This is a genomic window from Pacificimonas sp. ICDLI1SI03, from assembly GCF_054740865.1.
Genome location: NZ_JBSQAU010000001.1, coordinates 144827 through 171151 on the forward strand (window position 1 = coordinate 144827; position 26325 = coordinate 171151).

Below are 26325 nucleotides of genomic sequence, written 5' to 3' on the forward strand. Positions count from 1 at the left end.
TGCCGAGGAGCGCTGCTCTTTCCTGACACTGTTCGATGCTGAAGCCGGTCCAGCATGACCACAGATATTGTCACTACGCCGCCTTTCTTTCCGCAAGAACGCCCGACAGGGAATTGGGTCCCGCGCTTTCAATGCGAACGTCGACAATCTCTCCTGTCTTCGCGCCGTGCGCGTGCAGGTGAACCGACTGCAACCAGGGGGTCTTTCCGATCAACTGTCCCGCATGCTTGCCGGCCCGTTCCAGTAGCACGCTTGTCCGCGTACCGACGCTGGCCGCGTTAAAGGCAAGCTGCTGTTCGTTCAAAAGCGCCTGAAGTCGCTGCAAACGGTCCGATTTCACCTCCTCGGCAATCTGATCGTCCATGTCTGCGGCCGGCGTTCCGGGACGCGGGCTATATTTGAAGCTGTAGGCCTGCGCGTAGTTCGTTTGGCGGACGATCTGCAGCGTATCCTCGAATTCCGCCTCCGTCTCTCCGGGAAAGCCGACGATGAAGTCGCCGGAAATCGCCATGTCCGGGCGCACCCGGCGCAGGGCAGCGATGCTTTCCAAATAGCTCTCAGCCGTATGGCTGCGGTTCATAGCCTTCAGGATGCGATCATTCCCCGACTGCACGGGCAGGTGCAGATAGGGCATGAGTTCCGGGATTTCGCCGTGGGCAGCGATCAGTTCCCCGGTCATGTCGGCGGGGTGGCTGGTGGTATAGCGGATGCGGTCGATGCCGGAAATGTCCGCCACCTTCGCGATCAAATCGGCAAAGCCGGTGCCCGCGCCGTCATCATAGGCATTCACATTCTGGCCGAGCAGCGTGATTTCCCGCGTGCCGCCGTCCGCCAGCTTGCGCGCCTCCTCCAGCAGGGTTGCCGCCGGGCGCGAAACTTCCGCGCCGCGTGTGTAGGGCACGACGCAATAGGTGCAGAATTTGTCGCACCCCTCCTGAATGGTCAGAAAGCTGGAGGGCGCCGCCTTGCGCGCGGTGCCGAGCGCGCGGAACTTCGCCAGCGTCGGCAGGTCGGTATCGACCGGACGCTCGCCGCGCGTCGCGCTGCCGACCATGGCGGGCAGTCGGTGATAGGCTTGCGGTCCGACGATCAGGTCGACGCCGCGCGCGCGGGCTGCAATCTCCGCGCCCTCCGCCTGCGCAACACATCCCGCCACGGCGATCATCGCCTTGCCGCCTTCGCGCGACCGGCCCGCCTTCTCGATACGCCCGATTTCGGAATAGACCTTTTCCGACGCCTTTTCACGGATGTGGCAGGTGTTCAGGACGATAAGGTCCGCTTCGCCCTGTGTCGACGCGCGCGACAGGCCGTCCGCCTCCAGCAACTCGCCCATGCGCTCCGCGTCATAGACATTCATCTGGCAGCCGTAGCTTTTGACAAAATAGGATTTGGGGGCAGTCACGGGTGCCGCGCGGGCTCCGTCGAAATAGGGTGATTCGTCATGCAGGCTTAATATAGTCGCGCATTGCCCGCCTGTAACCCCTTGCGACCGTAGCTGAGACGGCACGTGTCAATTGCTTGCGATCTTCAAACGCGGCGGGGTCCAGCGGTTCATGAAAGATGATGTCCACGCGCACGGCACGCAGGCGGAGAAATTGCTTCACCGAATCCTCAATGGCGAAATGCCCCAGCCAAGCGATTTGAGGGAAGCGGCCGCGCACTACCGGCATGGACCTGACGCGCGTATAGGCGATGGAGACAGGCTGGATGCGTACATGTTCCAGCTGCCCCTCGGTCAGACCGGAAAGCAGCGAGGATTTGAAGGGCAGGGGGCGTCGCAGGTCCCCCGTCGTCCCTTCGGCGAATACAACAACGCTGTCGCCTGCATGCAGTGCGGCGGACAGTTCGCTTGCCTGCCGCGCAGCGTCGCGGCGGCTCTCCCGCTTCACGAACAGCGTGCGCTGCTGCTCGCAAAAGAAGCGCATCATTCGGCTCTCGCCGATTTCCTCTTTTGCGACGAACCGCGCACGCATCAGGCAGCCGAGCGCAGGGATGTCCGCCCAGCTGATATGGTTTGGAAGATAAAGGACGGTTCGACGCGCGCGGCGGCCGTGCGTTTTCACGGTGATGCCGCAGGCCCAGCATATCAGGCGATGAAACGCCTTCGGCAACCACGGCTGGTGTTGCGGAAACAGTTTCCTGATCAGCCAGTTGGGAGGCACGAGAAGCAGTGCGATGAAGAGAAAAGGCGCAATCCTCTCCCAAGGGATGCGATGATGCGCCTCACTATCGTACGCCACAGGATCAGAAGGATGGTCCATCAAAAGATCGGTCGTGTCGGTCAGAAGGGCTTCCGATTCTTGACGTCTGGGCGGTCGTCATTTCGCTAGGATAAGCACAGGATAGCCCGGCGGCGGGGCGCAGGACAGTCCCTTCGCTCAACGCACAATGTGTTCAGGTCGATCCCTTTTTCAGCGCCCCGATGCGGGGAGGGCTGCTTCTTAGTCCGGCAGAAAAGCGTGGCTTTTTCTGCAGCGCATCCGGCCAGGGATAAATCCGCGCCCCAAACCCGGACGGTTAGGGGCGCGAGATGCGGCTACTTCTTGGGGGCGGCGCGGCCGCGCGTCTTTTTCGTGCCCAGGCCGATCTTCTTGGCCAGTTCGCGGCGCTGCTTCGCATAATTGGGGGCAACCATGGGATAATCGGAGGGCAGGTTCCATTTGCGACGATAATCGTCGGGGGTCATGCCGTAGCTTGTCATCAAATGCCTTTTAAGCATCTTCAGCTTCTTGCCGTCTTCCAGGCAGACAATATAGTCGGGTTTGACGGATGCACGCACAGAAACAGCGGGCTCCTGCTGAACTTCTTCCTGCGTTTCACCACCAAGTTTCGCCAGCGTCGTGTAAACCTGTTCGATAAGTGTAGGCAGGTCGCTAACTGCAACCGTATTGTTTCCGACATGGGCGGAAACGATTTCCGCGGTTAGTCCCATCATATCTTCGTGCGCGTTCAGTTCGTCGTCCATTGCAATTTCCTGTATTCAATTTGATGGAGGCGGGTAAGGCCCATAATGGGCGCATATGTCTCCATCAGAGAAAAAACGCAAATATTAATTCAAGCAGAAATGATCGGCAGTTCACGTTTCATCGTTACCGCATCATGTGCACGCCCATCCATGCCCCGGTAATAGGCAGTACGATGACCAACTTCGCAAAATCCTGCTGCACGATAAATATTGAGGGCAGGCAAATTATTCTTTCTGACTTCCAGGTGCATGAACCGGGCACCATTATTTACGGCGTGACCTGCAGCACGCAGTAATAGTTCACGACCAAGGCCTTGGCCGCGTTCCTTCGGGTGTACGGCAACAAGTAACAATTCGGCCTCATCCGCAGCAATACGGCTGAGGGTGAAGCCGAGGGGGGTATCGTTTCTGCTTGCGATTTCCGACCACGCGTGAGGCTGCGACAATGTGCCCGTCAATTGGGAGCTGGACCAGCCCTCCCCAAACATTGGATCAAAGGCCTCCCGGGCGAGAGACGCCAGCAACAGGGTGTCGCGGGCTGTGGCGGGGCGGAATTGCATGGTCATCGGGCGGCGGGGGGCTTCGCGTCCGGCGGGCGCACATAAACTGGCGTCGCATCGCGCGTCGACAGCCGGCCGGGTACTAGCAATCGTACATCGGCGGCGTCGGGAATATGTGCACCGAGATTGCGCACGCCAGCAGGCAGCATGATCAACGGTACACCCGTACCAATCGTCGCCTCTGCATCGATCGCGACGGAAGCCGCCGGTACGGCGCGGATATCGCCGATGGGGGACGTGCCCGTAAAATATTGCAGGAATACTTCGCCCCTGCCGCCGTCAAGCACGACGGCGATGCGGCTATCCCGGGCGAGTTCTGACGCAGCGCGGGCCGCCAGCACCTCCGTCGACAGAAATCCATTAACCGGCACGCCCCAAGCGAAGGCGAGCGCCTTTGCGGCGGCGATCCCGACGCGGATCCCGGTAAAGCTGCCCGGCCCTACCTCGACGGCAATGTGGGCGATGGCATTGCCACCAACCAGATCCGCAATCATTGGCACCAGCTTTTCGGCGTGTCCGCGTCCGATGATGTCGTGAACGCGGGCCGCGACGCAGCCATTCTGGATCAGCGCCAGAGAGCAGGCCCGATGTGCGGTGCCAATCGCAAGAATCATCCTTCCGGCTACTGAATCTCGCAGGCTTCGTTGAAGCTGAGGCGCGGCGACCGGGGGAAAAGGTTTTCCGTCGTGCCGTGCCCCAGCGAGCAGAGGAAGTTGGGGCGAATGGTGGTGCCGTCAAAGAAGGCCTGCTTCACCTTGTCCTTGTCGAACCCGGACATGGGGCCGCAATCGAGGCCCAGCGCCCGAGCGGCAATAATCAGATAGGCGCCCTGCAGGCTGGAATTGCGGAATGCGGTTTCCTCGATCAGCTCGGGGCTGCCGGTAAACCAGCTTTTCGCATCGGCATGGGGGAAGAGCTGGGGCAGCTTTTCATAAAATTCCATGTCCTCGCCGATAATGACGGTGACCGGCGCCGACCGGATTTTCTCCTGATTGCCTTCGGAGGCGCACTGAGCCAGTTTTTCCCGCGATTCCTCGGACTGGCAGAAAACCAGACGCGCCGGAGAGGAATTGGCGGATGTCGGCCCCATGCGCATCAATTCGTAAATGGCGTGCAATTCCACCTTGCTGACCGGCTTGTCAGACCAAGCATTATAGGTACGCGCCTCCCGAAAGATCAGGTCTAGGTCGCGGTCGCTCAACAGATGATCGGACATGAAAGCCTCCGTTTCGATTTTGCATCGCGGATAGCCACAGGTTCCGACACAGGCAACCGGCTTGGTCCAGATTTAGACGACCGGACCTAAACGGCGCGCACTTCCTCCACCTCTGGAACGTAGTAACGCAGAAGATTCTCGATGCCATTCTTCAATGTCGCCGTGGACGAAGGGCAGCCGTCGCAGGCGCCCTGCATCTTCAAATAGACGATACCATCCTGAAACCCGTGGAAGACGATGTCGCCACCATCGCCTGCGACGGCGGGCCGCACACGCTCGTCCAGCAGTTCGGTAATCTGATTGCGGATATCGGCCGTGTCTGGATCCTCGGCGATCGCGGGCGCTTCATAGCTTTCGCTTTCGATGATAACCGGCGCGCCGCTTGCAAAATGATCGACGATGATCGCAAGAACTTCTGGCTTAAGCTGTGCCCAGTCGGCACCCGCCGGGTCGCGGGTGACGGACACGAAATCGGCGCCCAAGAATACCCCGGTCACATCTCCGAGAGAAAAAAGCGCATTGGCCAATGGCGACGAGGCCGCATCCTCGGGGGAGGTGAAGTCGTGGGTTCCTGCCGGGCTGACTTGCCGGCCTGGCTGGAACATCAGGGTGGCGGGGTTCGGTGTGGTCTGCGTCTGGACGTGCATGATGAAATCTCCGTTCGCCCCGATGTGGCGATTTGGCAGGGCGGCTTCAAGCGGGCGGGTGCTGTGCGCCTTCCGCACGTCCGGTGTTTAGGCGCGGTGTCCGGTCAGACGATCAATCGCCTCCTCGTCGAGGGCGCCCGGCACGATGATGACGACGGCGGGCAGGGCGCCAGCACGTTCGCCGGAAAAATGCTGTACCAGTGTACCGGGGGCGCCCTTCGCCGCTGCGCCCAGCACCAGTGCGGACAGGGTTGGGTCGTCGGCGAGAGCCTTTGTCACCTCATCGACCAGCTTGCCTTCGCGGATCAGCAAAGACGGACGAATGCCGGACATGGCGATGACCTGCTCGGCGGCGCGGCCCAGCACCGCTTCGGCGTCTTCCTGCGCTTCCGCCTTGATCATTTCCTGAACACTGCCCCATTGCAGGAATTCCGGCGGCGCGATGACGTGCAGTAATGTGATGGAACCTGACATGGTCTTCGCTCGGCCTGCGGCATAGCGCAACGCGCGGGCCGATTCCTGGCTGCCATCCACGACCAGCAGATATCCCGGCCCCGTCAGGCTGGGGGCGGCGGGGTGCAGAACGTCATCCTCGCTCATTGCAGGCCGGCCCGGATTTGCGACAGGGAGCTTACCGCGCTACGCACCAGATAGGCCTGCTCGGTACGGTCGGCGTCGGTGAGAAACATCGGATCCTCGCTCGCGACGCGGTCCAGCGTTTCTATGGCTTCCACCAATACGGAGGTCAGTTCGCGGTCGCGCAGAACGGGTTCGAAATCGCTCTGGACGCCGCGCAGCAGGATTGCCGCAGCATAGGCCTTGCCGCGCACCTCTTGATAATCGACCGCAGCGATGCCGGCATCGCTGCGCAGGGCTGCGTCGAATTTCCGAATGTCGTTGGCCAGGCGCCCCCCGATCATTGTGACCAGCTGGCGTGCATTATTTGCCCCGGTCAGCCGTTCCGCATCGCCCTCCGACAGTCGGCTATTATAGCGGATCAGTGCCTCGGCTGCGTCGCGCATATGCCCTTCCGTGCTGCCGCCGATGAAGGGAAAATCACCGTGTAGCCAATCCCGGTCGGGGCCGACCGAAAAATCGTCGGCCACATCCATGAGATCTTCGTCGCCACTGGACCCCAGCACGGTCGCGACACCGGCAAGGACTGGATAGATTCCCCTTTGCAGGGCGGGCATCTCGGTCTGGAAAGCGGTTGGGCGCAGCCAGCTATTGTTCGGGCTCCATCCTGCACGACCCAGCTCCGCCTCAGTCAGCGCCGCCAGCGATCCAACGGTGACGCTGCCGCCGGGCGGCAGGGCATCTACGGAGGGGCGGAGCGTCAGGTCAGTCGACGTGTCCTCCAATATCCACCCCAGAATGCCCCAATAGAAAATAAGGAACAGGATCAGGGCTGCGAGGCCCAGTAGCCATCTTGGCACCCCCGCCACCCGCGCGGGCAGGCGCGACCGCCCGGTTTTTTCCTGCCGCTCCAGCGACCCGGCGAGCCATTTTCGGCGAAGATCGGCAAACATGGCCATCAGGCGTACTGCGCCGCTTGCTCGGCATAGGCCGGAATGATCCAATCCGCCGGCTCCTCGGCGGCTGCGGCGCACCATTCGACCAGCCATGGATGGTCCAGGACCGCGTGCATATACCCCTGCGCCTCGCCAGACGGTTTTACATCATAAGTCCGAAACCGCATGACGACGGGGGCGTACATCATGTCCGCTGCGCCAAAATCGCCGAACAAAAAGTCGCCGTTCTGACCGAATCTGCTCCGGGCCTCTGACCAGAGAGCCACGATCCGCTCCACGTCCAGTTGCGTACCGTCCGTCAGGCGATAGCTGGGATAATGGGCGAGCACGTCCATCGGGCATTGCTGTCTGAGGGAGGTAAAGCCGGCGTGCATCTCCGCCGCGATTGAGCGGGCAAATGCGCGAGCCGCTTCATCGGTCGGCCAGAAGTGGCGGTCGGCATGGCGCTCGGCCAACCAGTCGATAATGGCCGAGGACTCCCACACGGCGATGCCGTCATCCCAAAGCGTAGGCACACGCCCGGACGGCATCACATTCGGATCTGCGGCCTTTTCCTGCCATTCGGGCGTACGCAGCGGAATCACCATTTCCTCAAACGCCTGGCCGGATTGCTTGGCGGCCAACCAGCCGCGCAGGCTCCAACTGGAATAACGTTTGTTGCCGAGGATGATTTTCATGGCGGTAACGTCTAACTTGCTTTCGGGGACATGGAAACGCCGTTCGGGCGTTCCTGATTCAGTTTAGGCCCGTGTCTCAGGCCAGGGTTTTAGATGACAGGTGGACGGAAATGGTAGATTCCACATTTGACGCGCGTTCGTTTCGCGACGCTCTCGGCAGCTTTGCTACCGGCGTCACGGTGGTGACGACGGTCGACGCCCAGGGTCACGACGTCGGCCTGACGGCGAACAGCTTCAATTCCGTCTCGCTGGACCCGCCGATGATATTATGGAGCCTGGCGCGAGCCTCCCGCAACCTTCCCGCATTCAAGCAGGCGGATCATTTTGCGGTTCACATCCTGTCCTCGCAGCAGCAGTCTCTGTCGAACAGGTTCGCGACCAGCAAGGCGGACAAGTTCGCGGGGCTGGATTTATCGCGGGGTGACGGTGGCGTGCCCCTGATCGACGGATGCGCCGCACGTTTCGTATGCCGCACGGCGCATCAATATGATGGCGGCGATCATGTCATCTTTGTCGGGGAGGTGCTGGAGTTCACGCAGGCCGGGTCGGCGCCGCTGATTTACCATGGCGGCGATTACGTCCTGGCAGCGCGCATTGCCGACGCCCTTTCGGCGGACGGCATGTCGACCGAGGATTATAGTTTCGATCAGGATTTCGTCGGCCATTTGCTCGGTCGGGCACGGTTCCAAATATATCAGGATGTTCGTGTCGTTCTCGACCATCATAAGCTCAGCGAGGCGGATCATGTGCTGCTATCTGCGCTGTCTGCGCGGGATGGCTGGGCAGAGGCGGATATGGACGATCTGATTGAGGCCGCCGCCGCGACAGAAGGGACAGCGGAAATCGACAGGCTGGTCTATCGCGGCATGATTGAGCGGCGTGGCGATGCCCTGTGGATCACGGACGCCGCACGGGAGGCGCTCAAGGAGCTATCCGACGCCGCAAAGTCCGTTGAGGCCCACGTAGCAGACAGCATGACGGTTCACGAATTGCTCGCCCTCAAGAATCGCTTGAGAAACCTGATCCATGCGACGTCGGCAGAGGGATAGGCGACGTGCCCCCCTTTTCCGGAAAAACGTGGTCATAAGCGATATGATTTTTCCGAACGGCGGGTAAATTTTTGGCAGGCAGAGACGTCGGTTCGTGGAGGCGATCAGACCGACCTCCCCTGTCTTTTGTCCGGTCGCGCTGCCTTCGGCTATTCGTCCCGTCCTACGACGACCCTCATATCCGAGAGTGTGAAACAGAATGGGCCACCTTCCCCGAAGGAAAGATGGCCCATTGAAGTAAGGCTGTTTTGTTGCCGTTAGCTGGCGATCGCCTTGCGACGACGACGTGCGGCGGCAATGCCGAGTACGCCGAGGCCAAGGAGGCCGAGGCTGGCGGGTTCAGCGACTGGCAGTTCGAACGGGCCACCCGGAACATCCAGGAGGAGCTCGCCAATCTGCAGGTCGAGCGCATCGCCAGGGCTGATGCCAGCGCCCGAGTCGAGCGTCAGCGTGAAAACATCCGAACCCGTCAGGAAGGACGTGTCGAATTCCAGCATGACGTCGCGAACGAAACCGAATTCCGTATCTACGAGCGCGGCATCAGTATCCTGCTCGACGCCATTCAGGCTGAGCGTGAAGGTGCGCGGGCGATCCGCGAACAGTTCGCTAAGCGTCAGGACGCCGGTGGGGCCGGTCACGCCAGCCGAAAACAGGCCGGCCACATCATAGGACAGCGACAGGATCGACGTAACGCCGGTGTCGTTGGACAAGGAAAATTCGAAGCTGCCATCCCGCACGACCGTACGCGCCGACGCTTCGGAGGGCGCGCCATTCGCGTTGCCGTCGACCGTCAGCTGCGTCGTGCGATCAAACTGATTGCCACCAACGGTGATCATCTCGTTCGACGTAACGGTGGAGCCGCTCGTTGCCAGCGGAGAATTGGAAAGCTCGGTTTCGAAATCGTCCAGCGTGACGACTGCGGATTGAGCGGCGGTTGAAGCGGCAAGTGCCGCGGCTACGCTAATCAAATACTTCATTTTTCGCACCCTTTTGGAAAGCTATTATTACTCGGTCAAACATTTACCAGGCGAGTCGAAGCCGAGGGTTGGTAACGAAAGGTAAACGAAACGTTTACGTTTTCCAAGCGATAAATTCGGTAGTTCGCCTTGTTAACACGAGTTAAAGTGCTGTTCAGAAAGTGGGCAGCAGCCCGTGCCAAATCTGTCCCATGTTTTTTCCACGGCCCCCGTCTAGTGAAACCGCAGTGTCGCCGTTAAAGCGTTCATCCCATGGGCGAAGCGACCATTCACGATGAACGAACCGATGAGGGGCGACGGCTGACGCTGCACGGACGATTGACCGTGCGTTTCATTGAAAAGATTTCGCCGCGCCTTCGGGAAATGGAAGATGATCCTGTTCCCATCGTTCTCGACCTGAAAGACATGAAGCGCGTCGATACGACCGGTGCGTGGGTGCTTTATCGACTTATCGAAAATCGCCGCGAGCACGGGTATGAAACCGAACTGGCCGGCGCAGATGACCGCATTCAGGGCCTGATCGAGCAGGTCGGCAAGGCGAATCAGACCGTAAAGATCCGACCGCCCCAGATGCAGCGCCGATATGCGGTGCTGGCCCGCATCGGCGGGTGGATAGAGGGAGGCGTCCACCAGTTCGGGACGTTCCTTGCTTTCTTAGGCATGACGATGCTCGCGCTGGTCAAGAATCTGCGCCATCCCCGACGGCTACGCTGGCTTGCCATCATGCGGCAGGCCGAGGTGGTAGGGGTCAGCGCGCTCGGCATTGTCGGTCTGATGAGCTTCCTCGTCGGGATCGTTATCGCGCAGCAGGGGGCGGTACAATTGAGGCAGTTTGGTGCCGAAGTGTTCGTCATCAATCTCGTCGGCCGCATTACCTTTCGCGAACTTGGCGTTCTAATGACGGCCATCATGGTTGCCGGCCGCTCCGGCAGTGCATTTGCCGCACAAATCGGCTCAATGAAGCTGGCCGAGGAGGTGGATGCCATGCGCACCATCGGCATGCCGCCAATAGAGGTCCTGGTCCTCCCCCGGCTTCTGGCGACGACGATCGCCATGCCGCTGCTGGCGTTTTATGGTGCCATCATGGCAATTATCGGCGGCACGTTGATCAGTTGGTTGCAACTTGGCATTCCACCGGTGACGTTCATTCTTCGTATTCAGGAGGTGGTACCGATCACCGATGTGTGGGTTGGCCTGATCAAGGCGCCGGTGTTCGGAATCATTATCGCGGTCACCGGCTGTTTCCAGGGAATGCAGGTTTCCGGGAATGCCGAGGAAGTCGGCTCTCGAACCACGGCCGCGGTGGTGCAGGCGATCTTCCTTGTCATCGTGCTCGATGCCTTCTTCGCGATTTTCTTTTCGGTGCTGGGTTGGCTTTGATCATGGCAGCCGAAACAGCCGACATCGAGGATCATGAGGGGCCGATCATCGAGGTGAAAGGCCTCGTCAACAAATTTGGCGAACAGGTCGTGCATGACGGCCTCGATCTGACTGTGGAGCGCGGGGAAATCATCGGCGTCGTCGGGGGGTCCGGTACCGGCAAGACGGTGCTGATGCGGTCGATCCTCGGTCTGCAAAGCTTTACGGCAGGCGACGTGCACATTTTTGGAAAGCCTGTGAAAGGACTTGGCGAACAGGAGGAGCTGGAGGTTCGCCGGCGTTTTGGCGTCCTGTTCCAAAATGGCGCGCTCTTTTCCACTCTTACGGTTGCCGAGAACGTACAGGTGCCCCTGCGCGAATTTCACAAAATGTCGCAGGAATTGATGGACGAAATCGCCGGCTATAAAATTGGCCTGACGGGTCTGGGGCCGGAGGCGGGTCCGAAATATCCCAGCGAGCTGTCGGGCGGTATGCGAAAGCGCGCCGCTTTGGCCCGCGCGCTGGCGCTCGATCCGCGCTTGCTTTTCCTCGATGAGCCCACGGCGGGGCTCGATCCGATCGCCGCTGCGGCGTTCGACGAATTGATCCTGGAATTGTCGGAGGCGCTGGGGCTGACGGTGTTTCTCATAACGCACGATCTCGACACACTCTATACGATATGCGACCGCGTCGCGGTGCTGGCGGACAAGACCGTCCTTGCCGCTGCACCGATTGAGGAACTGCTTGAAATCGACCATCCTTGGATACAGGAATACTTTAAGGGCCCGCGCGGACGTGCGGCATCGGCCGCCAAAACGGCCAATCGCAACAGGGAAGCGGCAACCGCCTGATGGAAACGAAATCCAGCCATATCCTCGTCGGCGCGACGGCGCTCGTCCTCTTCGTCGCGCTCTTCGCGTTCATTCTGTGGATCGCCCGCGTCGATACCGGCAATGAGAAAAGATACGACATCTTCTTCGCCTCCGTCAGCGGTTTGGCGCAGGGCAGCGCAGTCAATTATTCCGGCGTCCCTGTGGGCAGCGTGCGGGAAATCGCGATACTTCCCAATTCACCGGAATTCGTCCGCGTCCGCATTTCCATTCGCGGGGACACCCCCGTCCTTGAGGGTACGACCGCAACGCTCTCCTCCGTGGGTTTCACCGGTGTAGCCATCGTGTCGCTGGAGGGCGCGGTAAAGGGTGCGCCTCCCATTACCGGTGACGGGCCGTTCGGCGTTCCCGTCATCCCGACAGCGCCCGGCACGCTTGATTCGCTGCTGAACGCGGCCCCGCAATTGCTGGAACGCGTATCGACGCTGACGGAGCGACTGGCCCTAATTCTGGACGAACAGAACCTTGAAACGATTTCCGGCATTTTGAAGAATACGGAAACGATCACCGGCGCAATCGCCTCGCGTGATGGAGATATAGCGCAGACGGTGACAGAGGCGCGCGCCGCCGTGGCGAGCATGTCGCGCGCCGCAGACGAAATCGCCACGCTTTCCGCAACCACCAACGAGCTGCTCGAAAGCGAAGGCCGGCCGATGATGGCGGACCTGCGCCAGACGCTTGCCAGTGCAAACACAGCCCTTGCCGAGATCGAAAGCGCCGCGGCCACCGCCAATGGCAGCCTGGATCAGGTGAACCAGCAGACCCTGCCGCAGGTCAACCTGCTCGTCCGTGATCTCAGGCAGGCGTCCACGTCCTTAGGCGCGATTGCGGCCAAGCTGGACGAAGATCCAGCCGGGGCGCTTCTGGGCGGCCGAACCCTACCCACATATGAACCGCAGGAGGCGGAATGATGCGCGCCGTTCGATGTCTTCCCGTCATTCTGGCTGCCGGCATCGCCACCGCCTCTTGCGGGCCGTTGGTTCAGCTGGGCGGCAATAATCCCGTACCAGATAGTCTGCTGACGCTTGCGACGACCGCGCCAGCCGTTGCGGAGCCGACCGGTGCACCGGTCCTGATCACACTGCCAGACGTACCCGGAAAACTCCGGACGACGCGGGTGGCCGTACTGACCACAAACAATGAGATCCAATATCTGCCTGCCGCTGGCTGGATCGAGCAGCCGAATATCCTCTTTCAACGTGTGCTACTCGACACGTTCGAAGCGCGGACCAGCCGCCCCGCGCTCGATGAGCGCAGCATCGATATCGTTCCGGCGGCGCGGCTGTCAGGTAATCTTGCTGCATTCGAACTCGATGTACGCGGCGCACCGCAAGTGCGTGTCGGGTACAACGCCACGCTGACCACTCCCGATGCGGGTTTGATCGCGACGCGCCGGTTCGAGGTGGTTGAGCCGGTTTCCGTAGAAACAGGGCCTGCCGTTGCTGCGGCATTGACCGTGGCCGCGAACCGGATTGCTGTTGAAATTTCCGATTGGGCTGGCGCCGCGACGTCGACGGCTCCTTAGGGAACCAGCCGCCACCCTGGCCGGTTGCTGCTTCAACAAATTCGTACAGGGAGAGTATCGTCATGTCCGCACCCCGTCAGCAGGGCCGCAAAGCCCGGCTCGTTGCCCTCGCTGCTGTGTCATCCCTGGCGCTGTCCTCGTGCGTGGGCAATTTCGATCCAAACAACCCGCGCCAGATCAGTGCGTCCGAGCGCCAGTCGGGCGCGCAGGCGCATCCACAGATCCTCGCCGAATTCGGCGGTGCCTATGATGGCCCGGGCACCGACATGGTGCAGCGCGTCGGGAAGCAGGTTTCGGTAGCATCCGGCCTCGCCACGACCGGCGAGGAATGTACCGTGACACTGCTGGATAGCCAGGTCGTCAACGCCTTCGCTATCCCCGGCTGCTACACATATGTCACGCGTGGCCTGCTCGCTATAATGGAAAACGAGGCGCAGCTTGCCTCCGTCCTGGGACATGAGGTTGGGCACGTCGCTGCACAGCATTCGCAGAGGCGCCAGAACGCGGCCCTTGGCGCTGGATTGCTTTCCGTTCTGGCGGGTGTCCTGACCGGCTCCGGCCAGCTGGCGCAGCTCGCGGGGCAGGTGGGCCAGGTCGCCACGCTGAAATATTCGCGTGATCAGGAATACCAGTCAGACGATCTGGGCATCCGATATATGTCGGAGGCGGGGTATGATCCCTATGAATCCGCAGACATTCTGGCGTCGCTTGGGGAACAGTCTGCGCTGGAGGCCCGCATCCGCGGCCAGGATGAAGCGGCGCAGATTCCTGCCTGGTCGCGCTCTCACCCGCTCAGTTCCGACCGCGTCGCGCGTGCAAACCAAAAGGCTCAGGAAACCGGGCTGTCTCCCGATCAGCTGGAGGAGGGCACGGCGCCCTTCATGAATGCGATCGACGGAATGCTTTATGGCGACTCGCCTACTCAGGGTTATGTGGACAAGCATCGCTTCCGGCATCCGCAATTGAAACTGGCGTTTGAGGTTCCGGACGGTTTTTATCTCAACAACAGTTCTCAGGCCGTTGTGGGAACCAGCGGATCTTCACAGACGCAGATCCAGTTCTCCGGCGGTCGCCTGGCTTCAGGCGCTAGTATCTCCAACCATGTGGATCAGGTGTTCCAGGGCCTTCTGGGGCAATCGGCGTCGCAGGCGCAGTTTACCAATGTGCAGACCACGACGATCAATGGGATGTCGGCGGCCACGCGTCAGGCGCGCGTGCCGGTGCAGGGCGGTCAGGCAAATGTGACCGTCGTCGCATATCAATTCGATGCCAATACGGCCTATCACTTCATCTTCCTCAGCCCCGCGAACGCGGATGATTCGCGCATTGTTAGCCAGACGGCGCAAAGCTTCCGGAAGCTTTCGAATGCTGAGGCGGCGCAATTGCGACCTAAAATTATCGATGTTGTGACCGTGCAGCGCGGCGACACGATTTCTTCATTGGCAGCGCGCATGGCGTATGATGATTACAAGGTCGAACGCTTCCGCGTGCTCAACAGTCTGGGCGAAGGCGACCAGTTGCAGGCGGGGCAGCGGATGAAGATCGTCGTCAACGGCTAGAGATCGGGACGACCGTTCAGGTGGTCAACGGGCCAGCGCCCTTGTGAACAGACGACGAAGAATGGGGCGCCCGGTTTTCCGGACGCCCCTTTTTTTATTTGGCCCCTAGGGTTCGATAATACGCCAGGCGTTAAGGCCCTGCGTTTTCGCCCTTAGCTGCCAGCGTTGGTCATGGCGGAACTTGCGTTGGTCATGGTGCCGCTGATCGAGCTGCCCAGGCTGCTCATGGCGGAAATTGCGGCGACGGCGATCAGGGCGGCAATCAGGCCGTACTCGATTGCGGTTGCGCCTTCTTCGTCGCGACGGAATTTACGAATGAAAGACATCAGAGTTCTCCAACTGGTTAGTACGTACTAATTGTCTCCAACCCTGTCCTCGGCCGGGTCAGTACGTAAATCTATACGGGCCCGCTCTTACGTATCTCTTAACTCGGTTGGTTATTGAGAAGTTAATCTTGCTAAACATGGAATAGGCAGGGAATTTGGCGCTCGAATGCTTGCCCGCCCGGTCGAGCGGGGGTTCAGCCCATCCGGCTCGTCGTTTCGGTGCTGACGCGCCCCCACATGTTGAACAGCCCCTCACCAAATGAGTTGAAGCCGGCGATTGCCGCAATGCAGATCAGAGCTGCCAACAGACCATATTCAATGGCGGTGGCACCGGAATCGTCACCTGTCAGTCTTCTTAGAACGCGCCGCATGGGGCCTCCGGGGGGAATGGTCCGAACATTCGCCACAGCCATATTGCGAGTTTCTTAATATTCCTTTGGCCTTGAGGGTGGTGCTTGCGTTAAGCATAGGCATGCCCGAACTTCCGACAGTCTTGGTCAGCGCAGCCGCGCTGATAGATCGCGACGGTCGTGTGCTGCTGTGCCAGCGCCCTCCGGGAAAGCACTTGGCCGGCACATGGGAATTCCCGGGTGGCAAGGTCGAGGCCGCCGAAACGCCAGAGGCTGCGCTGATACGCGAATTGTCCGAGGAACTGGGCGTCGACACGCAGGAATCCTGTCTCGCGCCGACAGGGTTCGCCAGTCATGGCTATGACAGCTTCCACCTTGTCCTGCTATTGTTCGCGTGCCGCAAGTGGACGGGGACTCCGCGCGGGCTAGAGGGGCAGGCGCTGCAATGGGCGCGCGTGCCGCAGATGTTCTCGCTCGACATGCCGCCCGCGGATCGGCCGCTGCTCGGCATATTGGACGCGCTGATCTAGGCCGTCGCCAATTCCAACAGAATGTCCCACTGCTCTTCGCTTACCGGCATGACGGACAAGCGAGACTGACGGACGAGGGCAAGATCGTCCAGCCTCCCATCGGCCTTTACCTGTTTCAGTGTGACGGGCGCGGGCATGTCGCGCTCTGTCTTCAGGTCTACCAGACCCGATTTCGGATCATCGACATCGTCATAGAATTCGCGCGCGACCGAACAGATGCCTACGATCTCCAGCCCTTTGTTCGAATGATAGAACATGACCTCGTCGCCCTTTTTCATGGCGCGCATATTATTCAGCGCCTGCGGCGAGCGGACGCCATCCCAGGACTCGACCCCCTTCTTTTTCTGGTCGTCCCAGCTCCATTTGAAGGGTTCCGATTTTACCAGCCATTTCGCCATCAGCTTGCATCCTCCTGCGCTTCCGGGCGGGCGGCCTGAAAGGCGTCCAACTGCATCAGGCGCTTGTCCATTTCGACGAGCGCCGGATAGGGCTCCAGGTTCATGCGAAACCGCCGTGCATTGTACATTTGCGGCGACAGGCACACATCCGCCAGTGTCACGGTATCGCCGAACAAATATGGTCCCTTTGACGCGCTCGCCAGTTCCTCCAGCGGTCGTAGCCCGGTATCGATCCAATGGTGATACCAGGCGTTCAGGGCGTCCTCCTCCTGGCTCAGGTCGTTTTTTAGATAACGCAAAACGCTCATATTATTCAGCGGGTGCACGTCGCAGGCGATGATCTGCGCTGCTGCGCGAATATGCCCACGGCGGGCGGCGTCACCCGGCAGGATCGAGGGTTCCGGGTGGCGTTCCTCCAGATATTCGCAGATAGCAAGGCTCTGGTTCAGGCCGGTGTCGCCGTCGATCAGATAGGGCACGCGACCGTGCGGGTTCAACATCTTGAACCCGACGCCGGACTGGGCGCCCGCCGCCAGGTCGATGCTTTTCTGTTCGTACTCCAGCCCCTTCAGGTTCAGAACGATACGCACCCGATAGGCAGCGGAGGAGCGCCAGTAATCGTAAAGGAGCCGATCGCCGCTCATTGGCCGCCCATTGCGCTCGTTTCCAGGGGGACGACGTTCTGCTCGATAGTGCCGAATATCGGCTTGCCGTCGTCGCCATCTACCCAGATGCGCACCGTGTCGCCGATCTTCATGAATTCGGTGGCTGGCTTGCCGTGGGCAATGGTTTCCACCATGCGCTGTTCGGCGATGCAGCTATAGCCCTTACCGCCATCGGCGACCGGCCGACCGGGGGAATTGTCGGGATCGCGGTTGGATACCGTGCCCGATCCGACGATGGTTCCCGCACACAGGCTGCGCGTCTTCGCCAGATGGGCGATCAGGACGCCCATGTCGAAGGTCATCTCCTCGCCTGCCTCGGCACGGCCAAAGGGACGGCCATTATAATCGACCTTCAGCGCATGGTGCAGCTTCCCGTCTTTCCAAGTATCGCCGAGTTCATCCGGCGTCACGAAGACGGGTGACATGGCGCTGGCGGGCTTCGACTGGACGAAACCGAAGCCCTTGCCCAACTCAGCGGGGATCAGGTTCCGCAACGACACATCGTTGGTCAGGCCGATCAGCGCCACATGGTCCAGCGCCTTTGCGGGGGTGATGCCCTGGGGCACGTCGGTCGTGACGACGACGACCTCCGCCTCCATGTCCAGGCCCCATTCCTCGTCGGCCAGGGGGATCGGATCGCGTGCAGCCAGAAAGCCATCGCTGCCGCCTTGATACATCAGGGGGTCAGTCCAGAATGTTTCGGGCATCTTTGCGCCGCGTGCCTGGCGGACAAGTTCGACATGATTCACATAGGCTGAACCATCCGCCCATTGATAGGCGCGGGGCAGGGGGGCATCGGCTTCGCGTTCGTGGAAACGTTCGCGCGGGATGGCCTCATGCTCCAGGTCCTCCGCCAGCTTTTCCAGCTGTGGCCGGATTTCATTCCAGCTATCCAGCGCCTGCTGCAGGGTTGGCGCTATGTGAGTGGCGTCTGCATACCAGGCCAAATCGCGGGAAACGATCACCAGGCGTCCGTCCCGTCCCTGCTTCAAACTTGCGAGCTTCATTCGCTATCCCCTCCGGCAAGAAATCGATGTATCGGCTTTGACGGCCATTATCGTCCCAGCCTAGCACCCGTTTTCACACAACGCACGTCGCCACCTGTTGGCACCGACACATGTGCGCGAACTATAAGTCCACTTTACCTTGGCGTAATTAGTTTCATTTGTCACCATTTGCATTGCCCACGGTGAAACTCACGCCGGCCGGGAACCGCTGATAGGCTCCAGCGCTATTCCTGCATGGCAACGCTCGGCGATTGGATCAAACCTCACCCCACCGGAATTTATGTGGAACCGGGCGATTTCTGGATCGATCCGTCGGAGCCGCAGCCGATGGCTGTCGTCACCCATGGCCATGCGGATCATGCGCGGTCCGGCCACGGGCATGTGCTGGCGACGCCTGAGACCCTGGCCATCATGGAAACGCGCTACGGTACCTATCCCGCTGCAACTCCTGCGGAGGTGGGGGAGGTGCAGCGGATCGGCGAGGTGGACGTCAGCCTTGTGCCCGCCGGCCACGTCCTCGGTTCCGCGCAGATCGTCATGGATTATCGCGGAGAACGAATCGTCGCATCGGGCGATTACAAGCGGCGGCCCGATCCGACCTGCGCGCCGTTTCAGCCCGTGCCCTGCGACGTTTTCATAACAGAAGCGACCTTTGGCCTCCCCGTCTTTCGCCATCCGGATACGGAGGAGGAGGTGGGGAAGGCGCTGGACGCCCTTCATTCGAATCCTGAGCGCTGCGTCCTGGTCGGCGCCTATGCGCTCGGAAAGGCGCAGCGAGTCATCCGCCATTTACGGGATCTGGGTCATGAAGATCCGATCTATATCCATGGCGCGCAGGAGCGGCTTTGCACGCTCTATCAGGATCTGGGCGTGGATCTTGGCCCGCTTGTTCTGGCGACGGGCAAGAAGAAGGACGAATTGAAGGGCAGGATCATCGTCTGTCCACCCGGTGCGCTGAACGATCGCTGGTCCAGACGCCTGCCCGATCCGATCACCGCCATGGCATCAGGGTGGATGCGTATTCGCCAGCGCGCGCGGCAGCGCAACGTCGAGCTGCCGCTTATCATTTCGGATCACGCCGATTGGGACGAACTGACCGAGACGATATTGGAAATTGCGCCGAAGGAGGTGTGGGTAACTCACGGGCGGGAGGAGGCGCTGCTGCACTGGTGCATGACGCGCCAGATAAGGGCGCGGGCGCTCAGCCTTGTGGGACGGGAGGACGAAGATGACTAGTCCTTGCGCGCGGTTCCGACTAGGATAGTTACTGGACTTGCAAGGGGTTGCGGTATGTTAACCGCGGGGGTGGCGATGTTTCTGAACTTTTTGACTGGTCTTGAACCCGCCTGATGAAGCGGGTTGGTGAACTCGATATCCCGGATCGCTTCGCGCCCCGGGTTCCCGTGGTGGTCACGCAAATTCTCGTTGCGCTTGCGGCCACGGTAATGGCGTTCGCCGTCCGCGAAAGCATTGATCTTGTCATGCCTACCGCTGGCCCGTTCGCCCTGATCTTTCCGTCGGTTCTTTTCGCCGCTTTGTTTGCACGCTGGTTGTCCGGTCTCCTCGCTCTCATCATGTGCGTAGTGTTCGTTTGGTATTTCGTTTTGCCCGTGCAGGGCAGCTTTACCCTAGAGGATCCGTGGAATCCGCTGCGCGTGGCGGTAAATGTCGTTTCCGGCGGGCTGATGCTGATCCTTGCGGAAGTCTTTCGCCGCGCTGTGCGTCGCGCCGTTCAGGAGCGCACCGACGCACTGGAAAAGCGCGACCTCTACCTTCGCGAATTCGACCATCGGGTAAAGAACAGTTTCAGCATGATCGTTTCGCTGCTGGAATTGCAGCGGCGGGAACTGGACGATGATGACCCCGCCGCCGATGCACTGGGTAAGGCCGCGATGCGTGTCGGCAGTTTCGCCCGTGCGCATCAGTCGCTCTATCGCGGCGATGGCTTGCCCGACCGCGTCGATATGAAGAGCTATATGGAGGAGCTTTGCGCTTCCCTTGAGGCGAGCTTGACCCTGCCGGAGGGCATCGTTTTCCAATGCTCGGCGGAGCAGATATGGCTGCCGCGCGACAGGGCTATTGCGGTAGGACTGATCCTGAACGAGCTTGCGACAAATGCGGCGAAATATGCGTTCGTGGGGCGGGAGACCGGACACATAGAAATCGTGTTCCGGGAAAATGAGGACAGGGAGATCTGCCTGGTGATGACCGACGACGGCGTCGGCATCCAGGATGAAGAGAGCGGCGGCGGCGGCCTGGGCCAGCGCCTGATCGACGCCTTCGCGCGGGAAGCGCAGGCCACACTGTTCCGGGAAAGCTCCGCCCGCGGCACCCGCTTCGTTCTCACTCTCGCGCCGGAGCGGGAGGAATAAGTGCGGCGGAAACGAAGCGGCGTTTCACGCATTGATCGGCGGTGAAAAGAAAACGACCCGACCGCATTACCCGCCGCGCCACCGCTGACACCCGCGTTGAGGGTCCCGGCGCATTTGCAGCAGCGTGAAGGCCTTTGCGGATCTTCTGGAGCGCTTGGTCTATACCCGATCGCGTAATGCCAAGATAAAGTTGATCGCCGATTATCTGCGCGGCAGCCCCGATCCTGATCGCGGTTGGGCGCTTGCCGCCCTTACCGGCGATCTTGATTTCCGTTCCGTAAAGGCAGGCCTTATCAAGACGCTGACAGAACAGCGTGTCGACCCGGTGCTTTTCAAGATGAGCCGGGCCTATGTCGGCGACATGGCCGAGACCGTCAGCCTGCTGTGGGAGCCGCCGCCGGGGGAGCAGGCGCAGGTGGAGGATGTGCGCCTGGCGGAGGTCGTTGACCGGCTGATGCACCTTGGCCGCGCCGAAGCCCCTGCCGCGATGGCGCATTATCTTGATGTGCTCAATCCCAGCGAACGTTTTGCGCTGATAAAACTGGCGACCGGCGCATTGAGGATTGGCGTGTCGGCGCGTCTGGCAAAAACCGCTCTGGCGCAGGCGTTCGATCTGGACGTCGATGCGGTTGAGGAGGTCTGGCATGGCCTGGCGCCCCCCTATCCGGAACTGTTCGACTGGGGGGAAGGGCGGACAGCGCAGCCGACGCACGAGGATATTCCCGTCTTTCGCCCTTTCATGCTCGCGCACCCGCTTGAGGATCTGCAGGTCGACCTCGCCGATTATGTGGCAGAGTGGAAATGGGACGGCATTCGTGTGCAGCTCAACCATGTAAAGGGCGACACGAAGCTGTTCAGCCGCACCGGCGACGATGTGACCGGCAGCTTTCCGGACGTGGCGGAGGCGTTCACCGAACATGGTGTGATCGACGGAGAACTGCTGGTTCGGGGCGAGGCTCAGGGCGGTGTGGAGGGCGGCGCAGCCAGCTTCAACGCGCTGCAACAGCGACTAGGCCGCAAGACAGTGACGAAAAAGATGCTGGCAGAGGCCCCGGCCTTTGTGCGCGCCTATGACATTCTTTTCGACGGTGCGGAGGATTTGCGCGATCTGCCGTGGACTGCGCGGCGGGAGCGGTTGGAGGCATTCGTGGCGCGGCTGCCGTCCGACCGGTTCGACATATCCGCAGTCGTAGCTGCCGATCATTTCCAGCATCTGTCCACCATTCGCGAGGGCGCGCGCGACGCGGCCATCGAAGGGTTGATGCTGAAACGCCGCGACAGCCGCTATGTGGCGGGCCGTAAGACCGGTCTGTGGTACAAATGGAAGCGCGATCCCCTGCTGGCCGACTGTGTGATGATGTATGCACAGCGCGGCTCTGGACGCCGCTCTTCTTTCTTCAGCGACTATACGTTCGGATGCTGGACGGAGGAGGGCGAGCTTGTCCCTGTCGGCAAGGCTTATTCCGGCATTACCGACGAGGAGTTGCGGCAACTCGACAAATTTGTGCGCGGGAACACGATCGCCCGTTTCGGCCCGGTCAGGGAAGTGGAAAAAAGCTTCGTTCTGGAAATCGCCTTTGACAGCATTCATCATTCGACCCGTCACAAGAGCGGCATCGCCATGCGATTTCCCCGCATCCATCGCCTGCGCACCGACAAGCCTGCGGAGGAGGCGGACAAGGTCGCCACCTTGGAAGCGATGATCGTCTGATCTGCGGAGAAGTCCAAGCGCAACTTCCCCTTTCCGCCGACAGCCCGGAGTCCTACGTCGTCCCGATGCCCCTTCTTGCCCCCTATGCCGCCGATCCTGCCTTCTCGCGTGGGCGGCAATATGCGACGGACCCGTCGAACCTGCGAGACGCCTTTGAACGCGACCGCGACCGGATCGTACACGCCGCCTCATTCCGTCGCCTGAAGCACAAGACGCAGGTGTTCGTTGCGCCCGACGGCGATCATTTTCGTACCCGTCTGACGCACAGCCTGGAGGTTGCGCAGATCGGCCGCGTGCTCGCTCGTGCGCTCAACCTGCATGAGGGACTGACAGAGGCGATCTGTCTTGCCCATGATCTCGGCCACCCGCCCTTCGGCCATGTCGGGGAGGAGGCGCTGGACGCGGCGATGCAAGCCTATGGCGGCTTCGATCATAATGCTCACACCTTGCGTGTGCTGTGCGTGCTCGAATCCGCCTATGCCGACCATGACGGTCTCAATCTCAGTTGGGAGGTGCTGGAGGGGCTGGCCAAGCATAACGGCCCTGTGACGGCTCCGACCTGGGCGCTGGCGCAGATCGACGCCGCCTGTCCGCTCGACCTTGGCACACGGGCGGGGCTGGAGGCGCAGATCGCCGCGCTCGCCGATGATATCGCCTATGATAATCATGATTTCGAGGATGGCCTGCGCGCAGGCCTGTTCAGTCTGGAGGCGGCGCTGCAGGTGCCCTTCATCGCCGCCAATTGGCGCACCGTCGAACAGCGCCATCCCCGCGCCCCGCAGGACCGTCTGATCGCCGAAATGAAGCGCCGGCAAATCGGCCTGATGGTGGAGGATGTGCTGCGCCAGACACAGCATAATCTCGCCGACTACGGTGAGGCTGGCCATGCCGACATCATTCGCGCCGCGCCGGAGCAGACGGCGGCATTCTCGCCGGAAATGGCGGCGGCCGAGCGTGACATGAAAGCGTTTCTTTACGCCAACATGTATCGTCACCCCGCCAGCATCGGTCCGCGGACAGAGGCGGCGGACACGATGACGCGCCTCTTTACAGAAATAAGCGCCAACCCCGCCCGCCTGCCGGAAAGTTGGGAACGAACCCTGCCAAAAGCGCAGCCCGAACGCGCCCGCCACATCGCCGACTTCATCGCCGGCATGACTGACCGCTATGCCCTACGGTTCGGCGAAGAGTTGCAGATGTTTCGCTAAGGGTCGCCGCTCTTGCGCGCTGCTCAGCCCAGATCGAACAACAGCAGTTCGGCGGGGGTCTTGGCCTTTACGGCAACCTCGGCCACTTGCTCAATTTCGGCGCCATCTCCTGCGGACAGGGACTGGCCGTCGATCTGCACGTCACCCTTCATCACCTGAACCCAGGCGCCGCGTCCGCTGCCCAGCCCGTGCGTCGCCGTTTCGCCCTCCCCCAGGCGGGCGAGCAGCAGCCGTGTGTCGGATTGCAGAGGCACGTTGCTGCCCTCCCCTGCAATCACGCCAAAGCGGTTCTCGACCGAGGGGGCATCGATCTCATGCTGGCTATAGCTTGCATTCGTGACAGGCCGGTCCGGCTGGATCCAAATTTGCAGCAGATGCACGGATTCGTCCGCTGGGTTAATTTCGGAATGTGTGATGCCCGGCCCGGCATACATGTGCTGGATTTCGCCGGGATGGATGATCGACCCGTTGCCGAGAGAATCGCGATGCGCCAGACCGCCGGCCAGGACGATGGTAATGATGTCCATATGCGCATGATTATGCGGCGGAAAACCGTTTTTGCCGGCGATATGGTCCTCGTTGATCACCCGCAGTGCGCGAAAGCCCATACGCGCTGTGTCGTGAAAATTGCCGAAGGAGAAGCTGTGTCGGCTATCCAGCCAGTCGATTCGCGTGCGGCCCCGCAACGAGGATTCATGGATCTTCATCATGTTACCTTGCTCCTCTTTGCAAAGCGCGGGTCCCGCCATCGGCCCGAATCCATGATTCCGGCCAGAACGGCAACCGCCCGCTCGACATCGTCCATCGAGTTATAAAGCGGTGCAAAGCCAAAGCGAAGTGCATCGGGGGTACGAAAATCGCCAACGACGCCTTCGGCAATCAGGGCCTGCATGATCTCAAAGGAGTGGTCATGGGCGAAACTGACATGGCTGCCGCGCTGTGTCGCATCGCGCGGAGAGATCAGCGTCAGATCGGCGCATTTGGCCTCCACGCCCTCAATAAAGGCATCGGTCAGGATATGCGAACAATGCACGAGATCGCTGAAATCCGCCTCTCGCATCAACTTCACCGCTGCTTCCAGCGCCGTCAGGCTCAGCATGGGCGGCGTCCCGGCGCGCCAGCGGGCAATATCGGCTGCCGGTTCATAGGCGTCGGTAAAATCAAAGGGCGCGGCATGCCCCATCCAGCCGGACAGCGGCGAGGCAAGCTTCTCCTGAAGATGTCTCGCAACATACAGAAATGCTGGCGCCCCTGGTCCGCCGTTCAGATATTTATAACCGCAGCCTACCGCCAAGTCGGCGCTCGCATGGTTCAGATCGACAGGTACGGCCCCAACGCTGTGGCTGAGATCCCACAGTGTTAGCGCGCCGACCGCTTGCGCAGCCTTCGTCAGGCGGTCCATATCGAAAATTTCTGCCGTCTTGTAATGCACATGCGTCAGCAGCAGCAGCGCGACCTCGTCTGACAGCGCGTCTGCCATGTTTTCCCGCCGGACGAGGCGCAGTTCCACATCAGGCCGCAGCCGCTTCAGCCCCTCGATCATGTAAAGGTCGGTGGGGAAATTGCCGGGCTCCGACAGGATGATGCGGCGCCCGGGCAGGGCGACGAGCGCCGCGGCCGCCAGCTTGAAGATATTTACCGAAACGGAATCCGCGACGACGACCTCCCCGTCCGTCGCGCCGATCAGCGGGGCGATCAGGTTACCGATGCGTTCGGGGGCGCCGAACCAGTCATGCTTGTTCCAGCTGGCGATCAGATCCTTGCCCCATTGGTTCCAGGTCATTTCCCGGATCGCCAGGGCAGCGTCCCTGGTCAGCGGGCCAAGGCTGTTGCCGTCCAGATAGGTGACGCCCTCTGGCAGTTCGAACCGGTCGCGAAAGGCGGCGGCGGTCACCACAAGCCTTCCTGTTGCATGGTTGACTTCACAGCGCGGTCCTTACCGTCAGCAATTCCGGAAAGAAGGTCTTTGCCACGACCTCGGCCAGATAGGGCACGCCCGGTGTTCCGCCCGTCCCCGGTTTAAAGCCGATGACCCGCTCGACTGTCTTCAAATGGCCAAAACGCCACAATTGGAAATGATATTGCAGGTCGACCAGCTTTTCCGCCAGCTCGTACAGGTCCCAATAGCGATCCGGCTCGCGATAGATGGCCAGCCATGCCGCCTCTATTTCCGCCGATGCCTGATAGCCTTGGGTGAAGTCGCGCTGCAGATGCGTCCCCGGAATATCTAGCCCGCGACGTGCGAGCAGGCGCAGCGCCTCGTCGTAGAGGCTCGGTTGCCGCTCCGCTGCGCGCAGCAGTTCGTAATCGGTGCCGCGCCCTTCATGCACTGCCGTCATCTTCGGGTTCTTGTTGCCCAGCAAATACTCGATCAGCCGGTATTGCGCCGATTGAAAGCCGGAGGAGGTGCCCAGATGCGGACGTACGACGGAATAATCCGACGGCGTCATCGTCGACAGTACCTCCCAGCTCTGGATCAACTGATGCTGAATCCGGCTGACACGGGCCATCATCTTGAACGCAGGGTCCAGATTGTCCGCAATAATCGCAGCGCGGGCGGCATTCAGTTCGTGCAGGGTCAGCTTCATCCACAGCTCGGACGCCTGGTGGATGGTGATGAACAGCATCTCGTCATGCGCGTCGGAACGGGGCTGGGTAGCCGATAATAGCTGGTCCAGACCCAGATAGTCGGAATAGGTCGTGTCGGCGCTACTCATGTTCGCAGGGCCTATTGCAAAACACGTCCATGCGAAAGAGGACGGGGCCATCCGTCCGGTCATTCCAGCCCGTTCTCGAGAAAGA

30 protein-coding genes are annotated in these 26325 nt (G+C 60.8%); 11 read left to right on the forward strand and 19 right to left on the reverse strand.

The features are described from left to right. Positions 1–73 precede the first annotated feature (73 nt). The 10 genes from miaB to ACSMXM_RS00690 all read right to left on the reverse strand — a co-directional run bounded on the left by miaB (position 74) and on the right by ACSMXM_RS00690 (position 7597). Complete coding sequence (gene miaB / locus ACSMXM_RS00645) at positions 74–1402, reverse strand: tRNA (N6-isopentenyl adenosine(37)-C2)-methylthiotransferase MiaB (protein ID WP_460313052.1); 1329 nt, start codon at positions 1400–1402, stop codon at positions 74–76. Between the two features lie 37 nt (positions 1403–1439). Beyond that, positions 1440–2063 carry a lysophospholipid acyltransferase family protein gene (locus ACSMXM_RS00650; protein WP_460313054.1) on the reverse strand — a complete coding sequence of 208 codons (624 nt, stop codon included), beginning with the start codon at positions 2061–2063 and terminating at the stop codon, positions 1440–1442. 473 nt (positions 2064–2536) lie between these two features. Next, positions 2537–2965 carry a Ros/MucR family transcriptional regulator gene (locus tag ACSMXM_RS00655; protein WP_460313056.1) on the reverse strand — a complete coding sequence of 143 codons (429 nt, stop codon included), beginning with the start codon at positions 2963–2965 and terminating at the stop codon, positions 2537–2539. Between the two features lie 89 nt (positions 2966–3054). After that, positions 3055–3531, reverse strand: coding sequence for a GNAT family N-acetyltransferase (locus ACSMXM_RS00660; protein ID WP_460313058.1), 477 nt, complete (start codon positions 3529–3531; stop codon positions 3055–3057). Beyond that, positions 3528–4139 (reverse strand): tRNA (adenosine(37)-N6)-threonylcarbamoyltransferase complex dimerization subunit type 1 TsaB, encoded by a 612-nt coding sequence (tsaB, locus tag ACSMXM_RS00665; RefSeq protein WP_460313059.1) that lies wholly within the window; start codon positions 4137–4139, stop codon positions 3528–3530. The genes ACSMXM_RS00660 and tsaB overlap by 4 nt, the downstream gene beginning before the upstream one ends. A gap of 8 nt (positions 4140–4147) precedes the next feature. Further along, entirely contained in the window at positions 4148–4741 is a 594-nt protein-coding gene (locus ACSMXM_RS00670; protein WP_460313061.1) for a malonic semialdehyde reductase, read from the reverse strand. Between the two features lie 86 nt (positions 4742–4827). After that, positions 4828–5388, reverse strand: coding sequence for a NifU family protein (locus ACSMXM_RS00675; protein ID WP_460313063.1), 561 nt, complete (start codon positions 5386–5388; stop codon positions 4828–4830). 87 nt (positions 5389–5475) lie between these two features. Beyond that, the gene (locus ACSMXM_RS00680; RefSeq protein ID WP_460313065.1) at positions 5476–5988 is read right to left on the reverse strand and encodes a universal stress protein; all 513 of its coding nucleotides are present in this window, start codon (positions 5986–5988) and stop codon (positions 5476–5478) included. Then, on the reverse strand, positions 5985–6968 hold the full coding sequence (locus ACSMXM_RS00685) for a hypothetical protein (protein ID WP_460313067.1): 984 nt from the start codon (positions 6966–6968) through the stop codon (positions 5985–5987). The genes ACSMXM_RS00680 and ACSMXM_RS00685 overlap by 4 nt, the downstream gene beginning before the upstream one ends. Continuing rightward, positions 6923–7597, reverse strand: a complete 675-nt coding sequence (locus ACSMXM_RS00690) for a glutathione S-transferase family protein (protein WP_460313069.1) — start codon at positions 7595–7597, stop codon at positions 6923–6925. The genes ACSMXM_RS00685 and ACSMXM_RS00690 overlap by 46 nt, the downstream gene beginning before the upstream one ends. 110 nt (positions 7598–7707) lie before the next feature. On the opposite strand from ACSMXM_RS00690, the gene ACSMXM_RS00695 reads away from it, so the two are divergent. Continuing rightward, positions 7708–8646 (forward strand): flavin reductase, encoded by a 939-nt coding sequence (locus ACSMXM_RS00695; protein ID WP_460313071.1) that lies wholly within the window; start codon positions 7708–7710, stop codon positions 8644–8646. A 257-nt stretch (positions 8647–8903) separates the two neighbouring features. Here the strand turns inward: ACSMXM_RS00695 and ACSMXM_RS00700 are convergent, their stop codons facing one another. Further along, the gene (locus ACSMXM_RS00700; RefSeq protein WP_460313072.1) at positions 8904–9623 is read right to left on the reverse strand and encodes a PEP-CTERM sorting domain-containing protein; all 720 of its coding nucleotides are present in this window, start codon (positions 9621–9623) and stop codon (positions 8904–8906) included. A gap of 252 nt (positions 9624–9875) precedes the next feature. Here ACSMXM_RS00700 and ACSMXM_RS00705 point away from each other — a divergent pair, with 252 nt between their 5' ends. The 5 genes from ACSMXM_RS00705 to ACSMXM_RS00725 all read left to right on the forward strand — a co-directional run bounded on the left by ACSMXM_RS00705 (position 9876) and on the right by ACSMXM_RS00725 (position 14956). Next, positions 9876–11003: an ABC transporter permease gene (locus tag ACSMXM_RS00705; protein WP_460313074.1), complete on the forward strand. Its 1128-nt coding sequence runs from the start codon at positions 9876–9878 to the stop codon at positions 11001–11003. A gap of 2 nt (positions 11004–11005) precedes the next feature. Next, complete coding sequence (locus ACSMXM_RS00710; RefSeq protein ID WP_460313076.1) at positions 11006–11833, forward strand: ABC transporter ATP-binding protein; 828 nt, start codon at positions 11006–11008, stop codon at positions 11831–11833. Beyond that, on the forward strand, positions 11833–12783 hold the full coding sequence (locus ACSMXM_RS00715; RefSeq protein ID WP_460313078.1) for an MlaD family protein: 951 nt from the start codon (positions 11833–11835) through the stop codon (positions 12781–12783). The genes ACSMXM_RS00710 and ACSMXM_RS00715 overlap by 1 nt, the downstream gene beginning before the upstream one ends. Beyond that, positions 12780–13397, forward strand: coding sequence for an ABC-type transport auxiliary lipoprotein family protein (locus ACSMXM_RS00720; protein ID WP_460313079.1), 618 nt, complete (start codon positions 12780–12782; stop codon positions 13395–13397). The genes ACSMXM_RS00715 and ACSMXM_RS00720 overlap by 4 nt, the downstream gene beginning before the upstream one ends. A gap of 62 nt (positions 13398–13459) precedes the next feature. Further along, positions 13460–14956, forward strand: coding sequence for a M48 family metalloprotease (locus ACSMXM_RS00725; protein WP_460313081.1), 1497 nt, complete (start codon positions 13460–13462; stop codon positions 14954–14956). Between the two features lie 152 nt (positions 14957–15108). Here the strand turns inward: ACSMXM_RS00725 and ACSMXM_RS00730 are convergent, their stop codons facing one another. Together ACSMXM_RS00730 and ACSMXM_RS00735 are read right to left on the reverse strand one after the other, a co-directional pair. Then, the gene (locus ACSMXM_RS00730) at positions 15109–15282 is read right to left on the reverse strand and encodes a Flp family type IVb pilin (RefSeq protein WP_460313083.1); all 174 of its coding nucleotides are present in this window, start codon (positions 15280–15282) and stop codon (positions 15109–15111) included. A 194-nt stretch (positions 15283–15476) separates the two neighbouring features. Then, a complete protein-coding gene (locus tag ACSMXM_RS00735; RefSeq protein ID WP_460313085.1) occupies positions 15477–15653 on the reverse strand; it encodes a Flp family type IVb pilin in 177 nt (58 codons plus the stop codon). Positions 15654–15754: 101 nt separating this feature from the next. Here ACSMXM_RS00735 and ACSMXM_RS00740 point away from each other — a divergent pair, with 101 nt between their 5' ends. Next, the gene (locus ACSMXM_RS00740; protein WP_460313087.1) at positions 15755–16162 is read left to right on the forward strand and encodes a (deoxy)nucleoside triphosphate pyrophosphohydrolase; all 408 of its coding nucleotides are present in this window, start codon (positions 15755–15757) and stop codon (positions 16160–16162) included. Here the strand turns inward: ACSMXM_RS00740 and ACSMXM_RS00745 are convergent. Genes ACSMXM_RS00745 through ACSMXM_RS00755 form a run of 3 tightly spaced genes read right to left on the reverse strand, consistent with a single transcriptional unit; the run spans position 16159 to position 18232 of the window. Continuing rightward, positions 16159–16560 (reverse strand): EVE domain-containing protein, encoded by a 402-nt coding sequence (locus tag ACSMXM_RS00745; RefSeq protein WP_460313089.1) that lies wholly within the window; start codon positions 16558–16560, stop codon positions 16159–16161. The two genes, ACSMXM_RS00740 and ACSMXM_RS00745, sit on opposite strands and share 4 nt — an antisense overlap. After that, positions 16560–17204 (reverse strand): maleylacetoacetate isomerase, encoded by a 645-nt coding sequence (gene maiA / locus ACSMXM_RS00750; protein ID WP_460313091.1) that lies wholly within the window; start codon positions 17202–17204, stop codon positions 16560–16562. Before maiA ends, ACSMXM_RS00745 begins: the two co-directional genes overlap by 1 nt. After that, positions 17201–18232 carry a fumarylacetoacetate hydrolase family protein gene (locus ACSMXM_RS00755; RefSeq protein WP_460313093.1) on the reverse strand — a complete coding sequence of 344 codons (1032 nt, stop codon included), beginning with the start codon at positions 18230–18232 and terminating at the stop codon, positions 17201–17203. Before ACSMXM_RS00755 ends, maiA begins: the two co-directional genes overlap by 4 nt. Before the next feature lie 234 nt (positions 18233–18466). On the opposite strand from ACSMXM_RS00755, the gene ACSMXM_RS00760 reads away from it, so the two are divergent. The 4 genes from ACSMXM_RS00760 to ACSMXM_RS00775 all read left to right on the forward strand — a co-directional run bounded on the left by ACSMXM_RS00760 (position 18467) and on the right by ACSMXM_RS00775 (position 23523). Then, positions 18467–19468 (forward strand): ligase-associated DNA damage response exonuclease, encoded by a 1002-nt coding sequence (locus ACSMXM_RS00760; RefSeq protein WP_460313095.1) that lies wholly within the window; start codon positions 18467–18469, stop codon positions 19466–19468. A 113-nt stretch (positions 19469–19581) separates the two neighbouring features. Next, positions 19582–20604, forward strand: coding sequence for a sensor histidine kinase (locus tag ACSMXM_RS00765; RefSeq protein ID WP_460313097.1), 1023 nt, complete (start codon positions 19582–19584; stop codon positions 20602–20604). A 124-nt stretch (positions 20605–20728) separates the two neighbouring features. Beyond that, positions 20729–22315, forward strand: a complete 1587-nt coding sequence (locus tag ACSMXM_RS00770) for a cisplatin damage response ATP-dependent DNA ligase (protein ID WP_460313098.1) — start codon at positions 20729–20731, stop codon at positions 22313–22315. Positions 22316–22380: 65 nt separating this feature from the next. Next, on the forward strand, positions 22381–23523 hold the full coding sequence (locus tag ACSMXM_RS00775; protein WP_460313100.1) for a deoxyguanosinetriphosphate triphosphohydrolase: 1143 nt from the start codon (positions 22381–22383) through the stop codon (positions 23521–23523). Positions 23524–23546: 23 nt separating this feature from the next. On the opposite strand, the gene ACSMXM_RS00780 is transcribed toward ACSMXM_RS00775, so the two are convergent. From ACSMXM_RS00780 to ACSMXM_RS00790, 3 genes are read right to left on the reverse strand one after another with little or no spacing between them, the layout of a single operon-like run. Further along, on the reverse strand, positions 23547–24233 hold the full coding sequence (locus tag ACSMXM_RS00780; protein WP_460313102.1) for a pirin family protein: 687 nt from the start codon (positions 24231–24233) through the stop codon (positions 23547–23549). Next, entirely contained in the window at positions 24230–25417 is a 1188-nt protein-coding gene (gene kynU / locus ACSMXM_RS00785; protein ID WP_460313104.1) for a kynureninase, read from the reverse strand. The genes ACSMXM_RS00780 and kynU overlap by 4 nt, the downstream gene beginning before the upstream one ends. A 28-nt stretch (positions 25418–25445) precedes the next feature. Next, complete coding sequence (locus ACSMXM_RS00790) at positions 25446–26240, reverse strand: tryptophan 2,3-dioxygenase (protein ID WP_460313106.1); 795 nt, start codon at positions 26238–26240, stop codon at positions 25446–25448. Between the last annotated feature and the right edge of the window lie 85 nt (positions 26241–26325).